The following is a 17439-nucleotide window of genomic DNA, read 5'->3' as shown; positions in this document are numbered from 1 at the left end:
CTTCCGACCGGTCCAGGGGAGGGCTGGTCGGAAGGGTGGCCGGCCGGCGGGGTGAGGCCGGGGCCCGACTCGTACAGGGCGTCCGTGGCGTAGTTCCAGAACCAGTCCTCGCCGGGCTCGAAGCTCTGCACCAGAGGGTGCCCGGTGGACTTCCAGTGGGCGGTGGCGTGTCGGCCCGGTGAGGAGTCGCAGCAGCCGACGTGGCCGCACTGCGCGCAGCGCCTCAGGTGGAACCACCAGCCGCCGGCCGTGTCGCAGTCCGCGCAGCCGGTGCCACTGGGCGGGACGCTCGGGTCGATGCCGTCGATCTCGGTCATGCCGGCTCCTCGGTGCTCTCGGCGTCGGTCGGGACCAGGGCCTCGGCCTCGGATGCGGTCCCGGGGGCCGTCAGCGGCAGCAGTACCCGGAAGCGGGTGTCCCCCGGCACGGACTCGACCTCGAGGCTGCCGTGGTGCTTGTTGACGACGATCCGCCACGAGATGTCGAGTCCGAGCCCCGTGCCCTCGCCGACCGGCTTCGTGGTGAAGAAGGGGTCGAAGATACGGCCGCGGATGTCCTCCGGGACGCCGTGGCCGGTGTCCCGGAACTCGACGAGCAGCCGGTCGCCCTCCCGGGCGGTGCGGACCGTCAGGGTGCCCTCGCCGCCGGTGTTCCCCATGGCGGCGACCGCGTTGTCGACGAGGTTGGTCCACACCTGGTTGAGCTCGGCGGGGTAGGCGGGCACGTCGGGCAGGGACCGGTCGTAGTCCTTCACCACGCGGATCAGGGGACCGATCTTGCCCGACAGCATCAGCAGCGTGCTGTCGAGGAGTTCGTGGACGTCGGCGTCGCGATGCGGGGCGCGGTCCAGCTGCGCGTACTGCTTCGCCGCGTCCACCAGGTGCGAGATGCGGGTGGCGGAGTCGCCGATCTCGTCCATCAGCAGCTCGGTCTCGACCGTGTAGTTGAGCCAGCCGATGGCCCCCGGCAGGATGTCCTCGGCCACGGTCGCCGCCACCTGGTCCAGCCAGTCCGTGTCCAGCCCGGCCTGCACGAAGGTCGGTGCGACCCGCCAGCCCTCCGCGATCCCGTGGTCGTCGAGCCAGTCGGCCAGCTCGTCCTCCCGGTCGGACGCCTCCAGCGGGCTCAGCACCGGCGCCTTGGCCACCCGCTCGGCGGTACGCTCCTGGATCTCGATGAGGTCGGCGAGAGCCTCGCGGGAATAGGGTCCCCGGGCGATGACGGCCAGCTTGTGCCGCATCTTGCCCACGCGCTCGCGGAGCGCCGCCGTGGCCCGGACCGCCGCCGCGGCCGGGTTGTTGAGCTCGTGGGTGAGTCCGGCGGACAGCGACCCGAGAGCCAGCAGGCGCTCCCGCTGCCCGATGGCCCGCTGGGTGTTCTTGGAGCCGAAGAAGAGCCCCTCCAGCAGGTGCGCGGCCATCGGGAACCACTCCCGCATGACCTCCGCGAACGACTCGGCGGGCAGCACGAAGAACCGGGTGGGCTCGGTCACCCGCATCGAGTTCACGTACGTCTGCGGCACCCGGTCGCCCAGGTAGGCCTGCATCGCCCCGGCGTACACGCCCCGCTGCGAGGTACGGCTCACCTCCACGTCGTCGCCCCCGACCCGGCGGTACAGCACGACGGTGCCCTCGATCATCACGTAGAAGCAGGTGGCGGGATCGCCCTCGGTGTACACCGGACCCGTGTCGAACCGCTCCGTACGCCCCTCGGCGCACAGGCGCCCGAGCTGCTCCGGGGACAGCTTCTCGAACAGGAACAGCGTGGCGATCTCCTGCGGGTCGCAGGGCATCACCCGCCCGCTCACGACTGCTCCAGGTAACGGTGGACGAGCATCACGGCCATGGCTCCCTCTCCTACGGCGGAGGCGACGCGCTTCGCGGACTGGGCGCGCGCGTCGCCCGCCACGAACACGCCGGGAATACTGGTCTCCAGGTGGTAGGGCGGCCGGTCGAGCTCCCACTCCGCCGGCGGGCGCCCGTCCGCCGTGAGGTCGGGTCCGGCCAGGATGAAACCGTGCTCGTCACGCAGGACCGTCCCGTCCAGCCAGTCGGTGAACGGCGCGGCGCCGATGAAGACGAACATCCACTGGGCGTCGACCGCCTCGGTGGCACCCGTCGCGACGTTCCGCAGCGTCAGCCGCTCCAGATGTCCCTCGCCGTGCGCCGCCTCCACCACGGTCCGCGGCAGCACGGTGATGTTCGGCGCCTCCTCGATCTGCTGGACCAGGTAGTGCGACATCGAGGCCGTCAGGGACTCCCCGCGCACCAGCAGCGTCACCGACTTCGCGCCCCGCGCCAGGAAGACCGCCGCCTGCCCGGCCGAGTTCGCGCCGCCGACCACGTACACGTCCTGGCCCTCGCAGCCCGACGCCTCGGTGAGGGAGGAGCCGTAGTACACCCCTCGGCCGGTCAGGTCGTCACAGCCGGGCGCCCCCAGTTGCCGGTACGACACGCCCGTCGCCAGGATGACGCTGTGGGCGGCGACCGCCGAGCCGTCGGAGAACCGCACGACGCGCGCCGCGCCGTTGACCTCGAGGCCCGTGACCTCGCGCGCGGTGAGGATCTCGGCGCCGAAGCGGCTCGCCTGACGGCGGGCGCGGTCGGTGAGCTGCGCGCCGGAGACGCCGTCCGGGAAGCCGAGGTAGTTCTCGATGCGGGAGCTCTGGCCGGCCTGCCCGCCCGTCGCCGACCGCTCGACGAGCACGGTCCGCAGGCCCTCCGAGGCCCCGTACACCGCCGAGCCGAGCCCGGCCGGGCCGCCGCCGATGACGACGAGGTCGTAGAACTCGGCCGCCGGCGTCGTCGCGAGTCCCACCCGCGCCGCCAGCTCGGGCGCCTCCGGCTCGACCAGGGCCGTCCCGTCCGGTGTGACCACCAGGGGGAGCCTGCGGTCGTCGGCCCCGGCCGCGTCCAGCAGCCGCCGCCCCTCGGGCTCGTCCGAGGAGTACCAGCGGTACGGGACCTGGTTGCGGGCCAGGAACTCGCGCACCCGCGAGGAGTGCGCCGACCAGCGGTGCCCGACCACCTTCGTGGCGGGTACCGGCCGGTAGTCACTGGTGCGCCAGGCCGTGAGGAGATCGTCCAGGACCGGGTACAGCTTCTCCTCCGGCGGGTCCCACGGCTTGAGCAGGTAGTGGTCGAGGTCGACGACGTTGATCGCGTCGATGGCCGCGTCGGTGTCGGCGTACGCGGTGAGCAGGACGCGCCGAGCCCCCGGGTACACGCCCAGGGCCTGTTCGAGGAACTCGATGCCGTTCATCTGCGGCATGCGGTAGTCGGCGAGGATCACGGCCACCAGGTCGCCCCGCAGCTTCAGCTCGCGCAGCGCCTCGAGCGCCGACTCACCGGACTCGGCGCGCACAACGCGGTACCCGCCGCCGTAGCGGCGCCGCAGGTCGCGGGCGATGGCGCGGGAGACCCCCGGGTCGTCGTCCACCGTCAGGATGACGGTCCGTGCCGCGTCGCCGGCCTGTGGCATGCTTCTCCGCCCTGTGCGCTCCGGACCGCCGGCACGCACGAGCAGCCCGCGCCGGCTCCCGCCCATCGTATGTTCGATGACGCGGGACCGCTCCGGCACGCGACGGCCCGTGCCCCGGCTCCTGCCGGCGAAAGGAACCCGCACCCGCGCGCGAAGGGGCCCTCTCCCCGGTACGGGAGAGGGCCCCTCACCGGCCCTACAGCGTCTTCACCCGGATGTTCCGGTACGAGATGACGTCCGTCGTGCCGTGGACCTGGAGCCCGATGTAGCCGGAGGCGTAGCGCCGGCCGTCGGTGCCCGGATCGTCGGAGCGCGGCGGCTCGAAGACCTGACCGCCGGTGTTGTCGAACTCGTTGATCAGCCTGCCGTTGCGGAAGACCGAGTAGTGCTGGCCCTCCACCCGGATCTCGTAGTCGTTCCAGGTGCCCTTCGGCGTCACGGCGGCGCCGGCGAGGCCCACGCGGTCGAAGCCGTACACCGAACCCGTCTTGTACATGTCGCCGTCGGGCCGGTCCAGGACCTGGATCTCGTGCCCGTACTTGATGGCCACCCACTCCGGACGGGACTCCTCCGGGTTGCCGTGGACGTACGGGAAGCGCACGAAGACGCCGCCGTTGGCGTTGCCGGCGCCGGGGGCGTCGTCGCGCCACTGGAGCTTGAGCGAGAAGTCGCCGTACTGCCGCTGCGGGAACCACAGCATGCCCATGCCCGGCACCGTGGTGCTGCTGGTCATGGCCCCGTCCGCGCTCAGCGCGAACCTGCCGCCGCCGACGTGCTCCCACTTCGAGAAGCTCGCCGCGGTGCCGTCGAACAGGTCGCGGTAACCCTCCGTCCGGCCAGGCTTGCCGATGCCCGACTGCTTGGCGGCACGGTGGATGAGGCGGTGTTCGCGGGCGTCGACGACTCCGTCGGCCAGCAGCCGGTCGACCACCGCGTCGACGTGCTTGAGGAACAGCGCGTGCGACGCCCAGTCCTTCTCGTCCTCGATGAGTTCGTTGATCGTGCAGCGCCGGTTCGTCATGCGGTTCGGGACGCCGGTGTCGACCGTCCCCACGATCACCGTCAGCCGCTCGTCGAACTCAGGACAGTCGGGTGCGGGCACCCCGCCGCCCTCGGCCACGGTGAAGGCCGTGCTCCCCGCCGTCGCGGTGTTGCCCGCCTTGTCCGTCGCCCGGTACAGCACCGTGTGCCGGCCGACGCGGTCGACGATCACCGCCGAGGTGTACGCGAGGTACGGGCCGCCGTCGAGCGAGTACTCGATCCGGTCGACGCCCGACTCCGCGTCGGTCGCCGACAGCGTGACCGTGGCGCTGGTGATGAAGGCGCCGTCGGAGTTCCGCTCGCCCGCGACCGAGACGGAGACCACCGGGGCGGTCGTGTCGGGGTCGGGCTGCGTCACCACCGTGAAGCCGACCGACTTCTCGGCGGCCGTGTTGCCGGCCTTGTCGCTCGCCTTGTAGCGGAGGGTGTGGGTGCCCGCCTGGTGCACCATCACGGGCGCCGTGTACGGCTGCCAGGCGCCGTCGCCGATCGCGTACTCGACCGCGTTGACGCCGGACCCGGTGTCGGAGGCGGTCACCGTCACCGTCGCCATGTCGAGGTAGCGGCCCTGGTCGTCCCGCTCCCCGGACACGGTCGCCGAGGTCTCCGGCGCCGTCGTGTCGTCCGTGGGCGGGGCGACGACCGTGAAGCCGACCGACTTCTCGGCGGCCGTGTTGCCGGCCTTGTCGCTCGCCCGGTAGCGGATCGTGTGCGCCCCCACCGCGTCGACGACGACCGGGACGGTGTACGGCTGCCACGGGCCGCCGGAGCCGACCGCGTACTCGACGGTGTCGACACCCGACCCGCCGTCCGTCGCCCCCAGCGTCACGGTCGCCTGGCCGACGTAGGCCCCGTCGGCGTTGCGGTCACCCTCGACCTTCGCCGTCGTCTCCGGCGCGGTGGTGTCCTCCCCGCCGCCCTCGGTGACGGTGAGGATGCCCTGCATCTGGCCGTGCCCGGGGATCGTGCACTTGAAGAGGTACCGCCCCGGCGTCAGCGTCACCTCCACCGTGTGCCGGCCGCCGTTCGCGTCGTTCGGGTTGGCCAGGATGTTGAGCGGGACGTCGTTGTTGTACTCGGGGTCGGAGACGTCGAACGTCAGGGTGTGCGGCATCCCGGTCGTGTTGCCCGTGGCCGCGCTGTTCTCGAACACGATCGTTGCCGCGCCGGCCACCGCCGTGGTGGGGAACTCCAGGTAGTGGTCGATCGGATCGCCGGCCTTCCAGGTCAGCACCTGCGCCGCGGCGGCCCGGAGTCCGTCGTCGGACCTGCCGTGGGCCGGGGCCGAGGTCAGGCCCACCACCATCGCCACCGCGGCCAGCAGGGCCGCCCACAGACTCGCGCCCCGGTGTCTCGTGATCACTGCGCCGCCTTCCGTGCCAGCTGGTCCGCGGCCGGGGTCGGCCCGCCGCCCTTGTAGGTCACGCGCCACAGCGCGGAGTCGGTGTGCGAGGTGAAGAAGCCCCGCCCGTAGTCGAGGACGTACAGCGAACCGTCCGGGGCGAACTTCCAGTCCATCAGGTTGCGGATGCCGCCCTGGCCGACCGGAACGATCTTCTTCAGGGATTCGGCGTGCACCGGCAGGCCGCCCCTGCCGACGGTCCTCGGGTCCGTCAGCACGGCGTGCCGGGGCTGGTCCCCGTCGTAGAAGTCGCCGACGAACCACTTGCCGTCCCAGTACGACGGCCACTTCACCGTCGACGCGCTCGCGGCGTCGTAGCGGTAGAGCGGACCGTTCATGGTCGCCTGCCCGCCGCCCTTGAGCCACGGCAGCAGGAGCCGCTGCTCCTCCTGCTTGTAGCTGGGGACCCCGTTCGCGTCCCGCGGGTAGTCCACGCCGCCGCCCTGGGGCGAGTACCAGATCGTGTTCCCCGTCACCGGGGGCAGGTTCACGAGGCCGTCGTTGTTCGGTGACTCGTTCTTCGGGGCGTCGCAGTCGTACCAGCCGCGCGGCACGCTCGGGTCGGGCAGGTTGCGGTCCCGGTAGGGCTGCTTGTTGCCCATGCAGTACGGCCAGCCGTGGTTGCCGGCCTTCGTGATCGCGGCGAAGGTGTCGTACTTGGCCGGGCCCCAGGTCGTCGAGGGAGCGCCCGCGTCGGGGCCGACCCAGCCCGCGTAGAGGATGTCCGTCTTCTTGTCCACGGAGATGCGCGCCGGGTTGCGGACGCCCATCACGTAGATCTCGCCGCGGGTCTTGCCGCCGCCCTCGGCGGTCTCCTCGCCGGTGAAGAGATTGCCCGCGGGGAGGGTGTAGGTGCCGTCGTCCTCGGGGTGGATCCGCAGGATCTTGCCGTTGAGGTTGTTGGTGTTGCCGGCGGTGCGGCGGGCGTCCGCGAAGGAGACGCCCCCGAAGTTCGGGGCGGGGTTGTTGCCCGAGTAACCGCCGCTGGAACCGGACGAGTTGGTGTCGCCGGTGGCGATGTAGAGGTTCTCCTCGGAGTCCCAGGCCATGCCGCCGCCCGCGTGGCAGCAGCTGTGGATCTGGACCGGCCAGCTCAGCAGCACCTTCTCGCTCGCCAGGTCGAGCCGGTTCGTCGCGAGGTCGAGTGTGAAGCGGGAGACCCGCCGCTCGCCCATGTGCGCCGCGCGGTCGATCCGGGCGTGCGGGGTGTAGTGCAGGTACACCCAGCCGTTGCTCGTGAAGCCGGGGTCGAGCTCGATGCCGAGGAGTCCCTCCTCGTTCTTGACCAGCTCGTCGCCGCCGCCCTTGTTGCCGAAGACGGTGAGCGCGCCGGCCTTGGTGACCTGCCGGGTCGTCGGGTCGTAGACGTGGATCTCGCCGCTGCCCTTGCCGACGTCCGGGTCGTTCCAGTCGGTCACCACGGGCACGCTCGCGTCGGCGCCGCCGCGGCCGATGTACAGGACGCGCCCGTCGGGAGCGGCGACGAGACCGTGCGGTTCGCCGATCTGGTCGTTCTGCCCGGGCTGGTTGGGCCTGGTGACGCGCTCGGCGGTGTAGTTGGCGTCGATGGTCGCCTTGCAGTCCGCCCGGGAGATGCGGGAGGTCCAGGCGATGGCGCCCCGCAGGTGGTCGCGGAAGTCCGTCTCGGCGTAGCTGTCGACGGTGCCGCCCATGGCGGTGTAGAAGGACCGGCCGCCGTCGTAGTCGCGGCACCACGAGACCGGGTGGTCCCAGCCGTTCGGCTTGGCGGCGGGCTGGTACGAGGCCTCCCGGACCCGCGCCACGGTGTGCACGGTGCCGGACGGGTTGCGGTCCCAGTTGAACCACTTGTCGGGCCTCTTCCACTCCAGCGGAAGGGACTTCGTGGCCGGGTGCTGCCGGTCGCCCACCTCGACCACCGCGCGCTGGGTGCCGCTGGGGGCCCCGTTCGGCCGGGCGCCGATCAGGCCGGTGAACCAGGCCGAGTAGGGCTCGGTCCGTGCGGCCTCGTGCACGCCGACGAATCCGCCGCCGGCCTCCATGTAGGCCTCCAGGCCGGCCTCCTGCTCGGGGTCGAGCACGTCGCCGCCGCCGGTGAGGAACACCACCGCGTTGAAGCGGCCGAGGCGCCGGGCGTCGGTGAACACGGAGGGGTCGTCGGTGGCCTCCGTACGGAAGCGTCCGGCGGCCGGGCCGGACAGTCCGATGCTCTCGACGGCCGCGATGCCCGCGTCGACCGTCGGCGACTCCGCGGTCGCGGATCCGTGGAAGACGAGCACCCGCACGTTCGCGCCACCCGGCGGTGAGGGTAAGGACAACGTTGTCGGGGGTGTCGAGGACGTCGAATCCCTTGAATCCGTGGTCGCCGGGGGATCCGGATACGGCCTGGCCGAGGCGGGGCCGCCCCCGAGCAGGGAGGCGGCCAGGGCGCAGGCTCCGAGTGCCGCCACGGCAAGGCCTGTTCCGGATCTCGAACGGTGATGTGGTGTGCGCTTCATGAGTCACCCATCCCTCTGAGGTCACAACAACAGCCAGTGAAGCTAGACCGCTTTGCTCGGATCGCCAAGAGCTATGACCACAACTGGACAAACTTTGTCCTGGGTGTGGATGAACTGCCCTTGCCCCGCTACCGTGTTGGCCCGTCCCCAGGGGGCGAGGCGTCCGCCAGGGACTCCGCGCCCCACCGATCTCCACTGACGACCGGAGAGTTCGACATGGACCGACGCAGCTTCCACCGTCGCCTGCTCGCGGGCGGGGCCGTCGCCGCGACCGGTGTGACATCGTTGTCAATCGCCTCGGCCTCCAACGCCGCACCCGGGACGGCGGTCACGCTCAGAACTGCCCCGGCCGGCGGGCAGATACGCCATCTCAAGCTCTTCGCCGAGAAGACGGCCGACGGTCTGATGGGATACGGCCTGGAAAAGGGCAAGCCGTCCGTACCCGGACCGCTCATCGAGATCAACGAGGGCGACACCCTCCACATCGAGTTCGAGAACCTGCTGGACGTCCCCGCGAGCGTCCACCCCCACGGCGTGGACTACGACATCGACAGCGACGGCACGAGGATGAGCGGGAGCCACGTCGCACCGGGCGCCACCCGCACGTACACCTGGCGCACCCACACCCCCGGCCGCCGCCCCGACGGCACCTGGCGTCCCGGCAGCGCCGGGTACTGGCACTACCACGACCACGTCGTGGGCACCGACCACGGCACCGGCGGCATCCGCAAGGGGCTGTACGGCGCCCTGGTGGTACGCCGCAAGGGCGACGTCCTGCCGGACAGGCAGTTCACGATCGTCTTCAACGACATGACGATCAACAACCGGCCGGCGGCCGAACCGCCGGACTTCCTCGCCACGGTGGGGGACCGCGTGGAAGTCGTCATGATCACGCACGGCGAGTACTACCACACCTTCCACCTGCACGGTCATCGCTGGGCCGACAACCGCACCGGGCTGCTGGCCGGCCCGGAGGACGTGAGCCGGGTCATCGACAACAAGATCACCGGCCCCGCGGACTCGTTCGGGTTCCAGGTCGTCGCCGGCGAACATGTCGGGGCGGGTGCCTGGATGTACCACTGCCATGTGCAGAGCCACTCGGACATGGGCATGGCCGGTCTGTTCCTGGTGGCCAAACCCGACGGCACCGTGCCCGGCCACGACGGTCATGGTGCCCACCACGCGGGGGCCGTGCGGGAGGAGCCGGCCGCCGGGCCGGCCTCCGGCGGCGGCCACCGGCACTGAGAGGGCGGAGCGCGCACCGGGGCGCGGCCGGGCGGTGCGCGCTCCGCCCGCACGTCGAGGCCGGGCACGGGACGCGCGGCGAGGAACCGTACGTCGCGGTCCACGGCGAGGACGCTCGCCACCTCGGCCTCGGCGAGCAGCCGGCGGGAGACGGTTCCCGTGCCGGCGCCCAGGTCGAGGCAGTGCCACCCCGGCGCGCGAAGAGGTCCGGCCATGAGCATGTTCGACGACCCGCTGTACGACCCCGTCGGGCCGTACGACACCCCCGGCACCACGCGGGTGGCGGCGTGACCGCCGCCCCGCGCGGAGACGCGCCCGGCGGCGGCCGCTACGGCGAGGCCGTCTTCCGTCCCGAACAGGCCGGTGAGGGCGAGCGCATCGACTTCGGCGCTCTCGCCTACGACGACATCACCCTGGCGCGGCTGCTCGCCCTCGGGGCCGGCCCGGGGTGGCACTGCCTCGACCTGGGCGCCGGCACGGGAACCGTCTCCCGCCGGCTGCTCGCCGAGGCCGAGGTGGCGAGCGTCCTCGCCGTGGACCGCGACGTACGGTTCCTCGCCGCGCGTCCCGTGCCCGGCCTCGACGTGCTGGAGGCCGACGTCACCGCCCCCGACTTCGCCCCCGGCCGGTTCCGCCTCGTGCACGCGCGCTTCGTCCTGATGCACCTGGCGGAGCGCGCACACCTGATCACCCGGCTCGCCGAACTCGTCGAACCCGGCGGTGTCCTGGTCCTCAGCGACGCGGTCGACCTGACGAGCGACCGGGCCCCCGACACGCCGTACACCACGGCGATGCGGGCCATGTGGCAGGGACTGCGGGCCACCATCGGCACCGACGTCTCCGGCGTGCCGTCCTACCCGCACCTGCTGCGCGCGGCCGGGCTCGACCAGGTCGCCGCGGAGATCCACGTGCCGCCCCTGGTGCCGGGCAGCCCCATCAGCCGCTTCTGGGCGGACACATGGGACCGCGGCAGAGCGGCGATGACCGCCACCGGACTGGTCGACGACGAGGACGTCGACGCGGCGATCCGGTACCTGGACTCCGACGCCTGCGCCGCGCTGTCGGCCGGCATGCTCACCGTCTGGGGGCGCAAGCCCGACGAGCCGACACGATGAGCCGCCCCGGCCGGTGCCGGCTCCCCCGTCGTTCGAGATGCCGACCCGCACCGCCTGTCGACCCGTCAAACACCGCCACGGCGTGGCGCTCCGCCCAACGGATGACGACCGGTGAACCACCACCCGTTGAGCCCTGTCCCGGACTGTCCCCGGTGGCGCCACGACACCGGGGATTCGACGGTGGTTCAGTCGCCGCCGCGTAGAGAAGAAGCCGACGAACGGTCAGCTGACGCCGCCGGCGACGAAAGGAAAGATCATGCGCTCTGCCCGCATCCTTCTCGCCGCCGCCGCAACGGTGGCGCTCACGGTCGCCGGCCCCACGGCGATCGCCGCACCCCTCGGCGACTGGGACAAGGACGACTCGTCACACAGCAAGGACCACGACAAGGACCACGACAAGGACCACGGCAAGCCGCACGGTGGTGTGCACACCGGTGGTGGTGCGCTGTCGCTGGTGGGCGACGGTGACTGGGACAAGGAGAAGGACGGCGGGAAGTGGTCGAAGGACCATGAGAAGCCGCACGGTGGTGTGCACACCGGTGGTGGTGCGCTGTCGCTGGTGGGCGACGGTGACTGGGACAAGGAGAAGGACGGCGGGAAGTGGTCGAAGGACCACGAGAAGCCGCACGGTGGTGTGCACACCGGTGGTGGCGCGCTGTCGCTCGTGAACGACGGCGACTGGGACAAGGAGAAGGACGGCGGGAAGTGGTCGAAGGACCACGAGAAGCCGCACGGTGGTGTGCACACCGGTGGCGGCGCGCTGTCGCTCGTGAACGACGGCGACTGGGACAAGGAGAAGGACAAGAGCGCCGCGGACCCGTCCGACAAGAAGGAACACCCGAAGAAGGAGCACGAGAAGCCGCACGGAGGCGTGCACACCGGTGGCGGCGGCCTCGCCGACTCCGGCACCAACGTCGCCGCCGCGAGCCTGCTGCTCCTCGGCGGCGCCGGCGCCGGCGTCTACCTGCTGCGCCGCCGCCGGGCCGGCGCCACGGCCTGAGCTCCCCCCGGTAGGACACCCCTGCGATGAGCAGGGGCAGGCGGTGGCCGCCGTCCGGCGACGGACAGCACACGGCGGCCACCGCCCCCACACGAGCGGCCGGACGGAACCCGGACCGCAGTCGACGCGTTGCACGCCGCGGAGGTGGCGGATGTCCCGGAAGACGGTTCCCCTCAGCGAGAGCCGCGGTCGGCGACGGAAGATCGCCGTCATCCTGTGGCCCCTGGGCCTCGTGGTGCTCGCACTGACCCTCTTCGGGCGGCTGCCGGCACCGGACCCGGTCGTGCCACCCGCGCCGGCTCCACAAGCCTCCGCACCACCGGTCCGCGCCTCCGAGACCCCCGCGGAACCACTCTCGCTGCCCCGCTCGGCGCCGATGCGGCTCGTGATCCCCCGGATCGGCGTGGACGCGCCGTTCACCGATCTGGCGATCGCCTCCGGAGGGCAGCTCGAAGCCCCGCCCCCGAACGACACCAACCTCGTCGGATGGCACGCGGACGGCACGAGCCCCGGCGAGAGCGGTACCGCCATCGTCGCCGGCCACGTGGACACGAAGACGTCCGCCGCGGTCTTCGCCCGACTCGACAGGCTGGTCCCGGGCGACCGCTTCGACGTCCGGCGGGCCGACGGCCGTACGGCCACGTTCGCCGTCGACACGCTCGAGACCTTCTCCAAGGGCGCGTTCCCGGACGACCGGGTGTACGCCGACACCGAGCGGCCGCTGATCCGCCTCATCACCTGCGCCGGCGTGTACGACAAGAAGGCCCGCGACTACAAGGACAACCTGGTCGTCTTCGCCCATCTCGCCGCCGTCACCTGAGGCCCGGCGGCGGGGGAGAGCGGAAGGGGGCGCGGCCCGGGCCGCGCCCCCTTCCGTCGTGCACCGGCCCGGACGACGACTCCACGGGAAGCCGCGGGTGGCGTTCGGACCCCCTTCCGGCGCGCTGGGGGGCCGCCCACCGGCAGCTGCCGCCTTGCGCTCACCGCCGGCTCACACCGCCGCCCGGCTCACACGGGCGCCCCGCTCTCACCGCCATCCCGCTCTCACCGGCGGCCGGGCCCCGGCACCGCACCGGGATCGCCCCGGGGAACCCCGGAGCACCGGTGGTCGCCCCGGGGCACCGAGCGGCGGATCACCGTCCCGCGCGGCCCGATCGCTCGACGTGCTCCCGCACCTGGTCCGGTGTCAGATAGCTGTCGGTGTACTCGAAGTCTTTCAGCTTGGCGGGCTTGCGGGCCTGGAAGCCGGTGCGGACGAAATCGTCGCCCGCGACCGCGTTGAGCAACCAGTTGGTCGCCACCCGGGCCTTGGCGACGCCGGTGCGCAACGCCGACCAGTGGTAGCCGCGGGCCACGATCTGGGCGGGCAGGCCGTGCAGCTCCACGCCGAGCGGCTTGGACACCGCGTCCTTCCCTCCGAGGTCGACGACGAGCCCCAGGTCCTTGTGGACGTACGGCCGCAACGGCTGCTTGCGCAGGGCCGCGATGACGTTCTCGGCGATGTGCCGGCCCTGCCGCATCGCGTGCTGGGCGGTGGGCGGGCAGATCGCGCCCTCCTCGCCCTTGGCGAGGTCGGGCACGGCGGCGCAGTCGCCGAGGGCGAAGACGCCGTCGTCGCCCGGCATGCACATCTCGGGGGTCACCGCGAGGCGCCCCCTGACCGTCTCGGCGCCCAGCGTCGCGATGAGCGGGCTGGCCACCACACCCGCGGTCCAGATCAGGGTGCGGGTGGGCACCACCCGTCCGTCCGTGAAGGTGACCTCCTCGGCCGCCGCCTTCTCGATGGACACGCCCAGGGAGACCTCGATGCCGCGCCGGTGGAGTACCTCCTGGGCGCTGCGACCGAGCTTGTCGCCGAGTTCGGGCATCAGCTTCGGGGCGATGTCGATCAGGTGCCACTTGATCAGCCCCGGATCCAGCCGCGGGTAGCGCTTGACCGCGGCGTGGGTGAGCCGCTGCAGGCAGGCCGCGGTCTCGGTGCCAGCGTAGCCGCCGCCGACCACCACGAACTGCAGGCGCGAGGCACGCTCGGCCGGGTCCTGGCTGGCGTCGGCGAGATCGAGCTGCGAGATCACGTGGTCGCGGACGTACGCGGCCTCGGCGAGCGTCTTCATGCCGAACGCGTGGTCCGTCAACCCGGGGATGTCGAACGTCCGGGTCACGCTTCCCGGGGCCAGCACGATGTGGTCGTAGGGCTCGTCGACGATCTCGTCGGTGATCGTGCGCACCACGCACACCTTGGCCTTGAGGTCCACCCCGATGGCCCCGCCCGGGATGATCCGGGTGCGGTACTTGCTGCTGCGCCGCAGCGAGAGGGCGATCGACTGGGGCGTGAGCACACCGGAGGCGACCTGCGGCAGCAGGGGCAGATAGAGCTGGTAGGCGAAAGGTGTCACGAGGGTGACGTCCGCCTCGCCGGGGGAGAGCCTCCGCTCCAGCCGACGGACGCACTCCACGCCGGCGAAACCTGCTCCGACCACCAGGATCCTGGGTCGTGTCATGGTCTTCATCCCTCTCTGCGGCTCCGAGCGGTCTGCCGCGATCACCGTTCGCCTGCCCCTGGATCGCTGCTTCGCACCCTGCCGATCCCATCGTGTCGGCGGCGTTCGGGCGAGCCGGACGCGGCAGCCGGGCGACGGACAGGGCGCGCGGCTGCCCCTTCACCCTGCGCCGGGACGCCTCACGGTGCACCGTGGTCGGCCTCCGCGGACCCGTTGCTCCCCGCCGGCTCCCGTCGCGTGGGGCTCCGTTCAGGAGCGCGCTGCCTGGAGTGCGCGCAACAGCTCGAAGGCCGGCCCGTCCACCGAGTGCCGCGTGTTGCCGAGGACGACGACGCCCGTCCCCGTCTCCGGGTCGAAGCCCACGAAGGAGCTGAACCCGCCGGTGCCGCCGTTGTGCCAGTTCTGCAGGTGGGCACCCTGGCGCGCGTGCAGGCGGTGCGCCATCCAGCCGAGGTGGACCCGGGCGAAGGGGCTTCTGCGGTGCTCGACCTCCCGGCTGAGCCGGATCGCCTCCGCGAGTTCCGGCGGGCCGCCGTCCAGCTGGGCGCGGACGTAGGCCACCAGATCGGTCGCGGTCGATCGCAGGGCGCCGGCGCCGGCCAGGGCGGCCAGGTTCCACGGCGGGGTGGGCCGCCGCCTGCCGTCGTGCCCACCGGCCGCCCGCACGGCGCGGGCGGCGTCCACCGTCACGGCGGTGTCCCTCATCGCCAGCGGGGCGCAGACCTGCTCCCTGACCAGCTGCTCGTAGCCCGTCCCGGCCCTGCGCGCGAGGCCCAGTCCGAGCAGCCCGGCTCCGAGGTTCGAGTAGCGGAAGCGCTCCCCCGGCGTGGCACCGAGGCGGGTGCGGGCCAGACCGGACAGCAGGACGTCGGCGGTGCAGCCCGCGTACGGGTCGGGGGTCCCGGGACGCAGCAGCGCCCGGAGCAGCATGCCCTTGGGCAGCCGCGGCAGACCGGAGGTGTGGGTGGCCAGATGCCGCAGGGTGATCTGCCGGCCGCCCCGGGACGGTACCGCCGCGCCCTCGGGCAGCAGCGCGGCCAGCGGATCGTCGAGCCGCACGGTGCCCGCGGCCGCCGTCCGCGCGAGCGCCAGCGCGGTGAACGTCTTCGTCACCGAACCGATCTCGAACAGGGTGTGCGCGTCCGGAGTTCCGTCGGCGTCGCCGCCGGTGCGCCCCGCGCCCCTGATCTCCACGTGGCCGCCCGCGACGGCGGCCACCACGACGCCGACCTGTCGTTCGGCGAGCCGGTCCGCGGTCCGCTGGGCGAGGATGCCGATGTCTGCTGCCATACGCGCCATCCTCACGTCGCCCGCGCGCCCGTTCATGCGCCTCGATGATGATTTCCACCGCACCGGGCGTGCGACGTGAGCAGGAGGGGCGGCCCGTGCCGTCCGCCGACGCTCAGCCGGCCGCCGGAGCGTCCTCCTCGTACCGCAGCCAGACGTACTCGGTCGGCTGGGCGGCGTTCCAGCTCGCGGCGAGCTCGGCGTCGACGGTGACGAATCCGGCGCCCCGATAGCAGCGCAGAGCCGCCGCGTTGAGGGGGTGGACCCGCATGAAGACGTCACCGTGGCCCGCCGCGACCGCGTGCGCGAGAAGCCCGCGCACGAGCGCGCGGCCCCGTCCCGCCCCGCGACTGCCCGGCGCCACGATGATCCGGGCGAGCTCGACCTCGTCCTCCTCGGCGTCGAACCACAGCTCGCCGTACCCGACGACGTCCCCGCCCACGACGAGGACATGCGCCTGGACGTCCTCGTCCTGCTGCCAGCCGGCGACCGTCCGCGCGGGCAGCGGGAACTCCTGCCGCCCGCACCACATGACGACCTCCTGGGCGGTGGCCGGCCAGCCCGCCACCGTACCGGCGTGCGCCGCGGCGAAGGGGAGCAGTTCCATGCGAGTCCGTCCGTCCGCGACGTCGGTCCACGACGTCGATCCGTTCCGATGAGAAGCACGGCCACCGTCGACCCGCCCGGCGCACGCGGGCCGACCCTATGCCGTCCGAGCACGCCGCCGCACGCCCCGTCGCCCCGTACGCCCGTCGTCCGGGGCGTCCCGAGACGAATCGTCGGGCGAGAACTCTCGCGAACTGAGTACGTCGGCCCCGGAATCCGTATCGGTGGCCAGACCGGCCGTGCCCGCACCACGGCCAGGAAGGAGGGGAGACGCGACACCGGACGCCACGTCCGCCGAGGCTACCGGCGGACGTCGAGCGACTACGGGCCCGGCCCCGGTGAGGCGCCGGAGTCGGGCCCGCATCCGCCCGCCCTTCCCACTCGACCCTTCGGAGGAGCCGCATGGACGCCGCCGTACGCACCGGGCCGATCAGCCGCATCGGCACCGCCCTCGCCACCGACCACGCCGGCCCCGGCGCGTGGCCCGCTCGCCTCCGGGCAGGCGTCCCCGGACCCGCCCGTCCCGCCGGGGGGTCCTGATGACCACCTCGCTGCGGCGCAGCTCCGCGCGGGCCCGGCTCGTCGCCCTCGTCGCCGACGCCACCGCCCGCGTGACCGCCGCCTGGCGCATCCTCACCACGGCGCAGTCGCGGCTCCTGGCCGCGCTCGCCGTGATCCGGCCCGGCCGCAGCGCCCTCGCCCTCACCCGCGCCGCCGCCCTCGCCTTCCACCAGGCCCTCGCCTCATTCGACCGGGCCGTCGCCGGATTCACCGAACGCTGGGCGGCCACCGACCTGCCCGCCGCGTACCGCGAGGGCGCGCTCGCCGTCCTCCACCACGTGGACCGGCCCCAGCGGTCCTGGACCTGGACGGCCCGTCACCAGGCCGCGCTCACCACCCTGACGGCCCGGTTCCACGGCGACCTCACCGCCCGCCACGTCGAAGCCCTGCGCCGCGCCCGCGCGTTCCTCCGCGCCGCCCTCGCGGTCGCCCGTGCCCGGGCCGACGGGTTCAGCGTCCCCCGCTTCGACGGGAACAACCTGTTGCGGGAACACCCGCTGGACACGGTCGCGGACGCCGACGGCGTCCGCCGCCCCGTGGAGTCCTGGGCCCGCGACGCCCTGTCCTGGCAGGCACTCTCCACCGCCCACACCGGCGCCCTCCACACCGCCGCCGGCGACCTGCACTGCACGTGGATCGAGGTGTACGACGGCCCCGACTGCGGTTGGACCGGCCACGACGACCCCGACCGCGCGCACGGCACCCTCGCGCAGCGCGGCCCCGG

The 17439-nt window shown here is 72.7% G+C and carries 13 protein-coding genes and 1 pseudogene; 5 read left to right on the top strand and 9 right to left on the bottom strand.

Annotated features, from left to right (window positions below):
* From EAO71_RS01295 to EAO71_RS01275, 5 genes are all read right to left on the bottom strand, one after another.
* On the bottom strand, nt 1-317 hold a 317-nt coding region (locus tag EAO71_RS01295), incomplete at its 3' end, for a UBP-type zinc finger domain-containing protein (protein ID WP_147975939.1).
* Nucleotides 314-1807 (bottom strand): ATP-binding protein, encoded by a 1494-nt coding sequence (locus EAO71_RS01290; protein WP_147975904.1) that lies wholly within the window; start codon nt 1805-1807, stop codon nt 314-316. The genes EAO71_RS01290 and EAO71_RS01295, both read right to left, overlap by 4 nt.
* Nucleotides 1804-3480: an NAD(P)/FAD-dependent oxidoreductase gene (locus EAO71_RS01285; RefSeq protein WP_147975903.1), complete on the bottom strand. Its 1677-nt coding sequence runs from the start codon at nt 3478-3480 to the stop codon at nt 1804-1806. The genes EAO71_RS01290 and EAO71_RS01285 overlap by 4 nt, the downstream gene beginning before the upstream one ends.
* A gap of 196 nt (nt 3481-3676) precedes the next feature.
* Complete coding sequence (locus EAO71_RS01280; protein WP_147975938.1) at nt 3677-5827, bottom strand: OmpL47-type beta-barrel domain-containing protein; 2151 nt, start codon at nt 5825-5827, stop codon at nt 3677-3679.
* Between the two features lie 53 nt (nt 5828-5880).
* Nucleotides 5881-8400: a ThuA domain-containing protein gene (locus EAO71_RS01275; RefSeq protein ID WP_147975902.1), complete on the bottom strand. Its 2520-nt coding sequence runs from the start codon at nt 8398-8400 to the stop codon at nt 5881-5883.
* 216 nt (nt 8401-8616) lie between these two features.
* Here EAO71_RS01275 and EAO71_RS01270 point away from each other — a divergent pair, with 216 nt between their 5' ends.
* Nucleotides 8617-9645 carry a multicopper oxidase domain-containing protein gene (locus tag EAO71_RS01270; protein ID WP_147975901.1) on the top strand — a complete coding sequence of 343 codons (1029 nt, stop codon included), beginning with the start codon at nt 8617-8619 and terminating at the stop codon, nt 9643-9645.
* A 17-nt stretch (nt 9646-9662) separates the two neighbouring features.
* On the opposite strand, the pseudogene EAO71_RS38405 reads toward EAO71_RS01270, so the two are convergent.
* Nucleotides 9663-9839: pseudogene (locus tag EAO71_RS38405) on the bottom strand (class I SAM-dependent methyltransferase); the annotation flags it as partial.
* Between the two features lie 93 nt (nt 9840-9932).
* On the opposite strand from EAO71_RS38405, the gene EAO71_RS01260 reads away from it, so the two are divergent.
* The 3 genes from EAO71_RS01260 (at nt 9933) to EAO71_RS01250 (ending at nt 12580) form a co-directional block, all read left to right on the top strand.
* Nucleotides 9933-10760 carry a class I SAM-dependent methyltransferase gene (locus EAO71_RS01260; protein WP_147975900.1) on the top strand — a complete coding sequence of 276 codons (828 nt, stop codon included), beginning with the start codon at nt 9933-9935 and terminating at the stop codon, nt 10758-10760.
* Between the two features lie 256 nt (nt 10761-11016).
* A complete protein-coding gene (locus EAO71_RS01255; RefSeq protein ID WP_147975899.1) occupies nt 11017-11760 on the top strand; it encodes a hypothetical protein in 744 nt (247 codons plus the stop codon).
* Nucleotides 11761-11911: 151 nt separating this feature from the next.
* Nucleotides 11912-12580, top strand: coding sequence for a class F sortase (locus tag EAO71_RS01250; protein WP_147975898.1), 669 nt, complete (start codon nt 11912-11914; stop codon nt 12578-12580).
* Nucleotides 12581-12893: 313 nt separating this feature from the next.
* On the opposite strand, the gene EAO71_RS01245 is transcribed toward EAO71_RS01250, so the two are convergent.
* The 3 genes from EAO71_RS01245 to EAO71_RS01235 form a co-directional block, all read right to left on the bottom strand.
* Nucleotides 12894-14270 carry an NAD(P)/FAD-dependent oxidoreductase gene (locus EAO71_RS01245; protein WP_147975897.1) on the bottom strand — a complete coding sequence of 459 codons (1377 nt, stop codon included), beginning with the start codon at nt 14268-14270 and terminating at the stop codon, nt 12894-12896.
* Nucleotides 14271-14510: 240 nt separating this feature from the next.
* A complete protein-coding gene (locus EAO71_RS01240) occupies nt 14511-15551 on the bottom strand; it encodes a serine hydrolase domain-containing protein (RefSeq protein ID WP_187282511.1) in 1041 nt (346 codons plus the stop codon).
* Nucleotides 15552-15663: 112 nt separating this feature from the next.
* A complete protein-coding gene (locus EAO71_RS01235; RefSeq protein ID WP_147975895.1) occupies nt 15664-16155 on the bottom strand; it encodes a GNAT family N-acetyltransferase in 492 nt (163 codons plus the stop codon).
* A gap of 538 nt (nt 16156-16693) precedes the next feature.
* On the opposite strand from EAO71_RS01235, the gene EAO71_RS37385 reads away from it, so the two are divergent.
* Nucleotides 16694-17439, top strand: a 746-nt coding sequence (locus EAO71_RS37385; protein ID WP_187282510.1) for a hypothetical protein, incomplete at its 3' end; no start/stop codon positions are given.

This window comes from Streptomyces sp. MS191, assembly GCF_008042125.1.
Classification (GTDB): domain Bacteria; phylum Actinomycetota; class Actinomycetes; order Streptomycetales; family Streptomycetaceae; genus Streptomyces.
This window is presented reverse-complemented; position numbering and strand designations above follow the sequence as displayed.

Bases quoted from the DNA above. Each gene is read 5' to 3' on its own strand.
- EAO71_RS01245 (WP_147975897.1), bottom strand. From the start codon at position 14,270: ATGAAGACCATGACACGACCCAGGATCCTGGTGGTCGGAGCAGGTTTC.
- EAO71_RS01280 (WP_147975938.1), bottom strand. From the start codon at position 5,827: ATGGTGGTGGGCCTGACCTCGGCCCCGGCCCACGGCAGGTCCGACGAC.
- EAO71_RS01240 (WP_187282511.1), bottom strand. From the start codon at position 15,551: ATGGCAGCAGACATCGGCATCCTCGCCCAGCGGACCGCGGACCGGCTC.
- EAO71_RS01235 (WP_147975895.1), bottom strand. From the start codon at position 16,155: ATGGAACTGCTCCCCTTCGCCGCGGCGCACGCCGGTACGGTGGCGGGC.
- EAO71_RS01270 (WP_147975901.1), top strand. From the start codon at position 8,617: ATGGACCGACGCAGCTTCCACCGTCGCCTGCTCGCGGGCGGGGCCGTC.
- EAO71_RS01275 (WP_147975902.1), bottom strand. From the start codon at position 8,400: ATGAAGCGCACACCACATCACCGTTCGAGATCCGGAACAGGCCTTGCC.
- EAO71_RS01250 (WP_147975898.1), top strand. From the start codon at position 11,912: ATGTCCCGGAAGACGGTTCCCCTCAGCGAGAGCCGCGGTCGGCGACGG.
- EAO71_RS01285 (WP_147975903.1), bottom strand. From the start codon at position 3,480: ATGCCACAGGCCGGCGACGCGGCACGGACCGTCATCCTGACGGTGGAC.
- EAO71_RS01255 (WP_147975899.1), top strand. From the start codon at position 11,017: ATGCGCTCTGCCCGCATCCTTCTCGCCGCCGCCGCAACGGTGGCGCTC.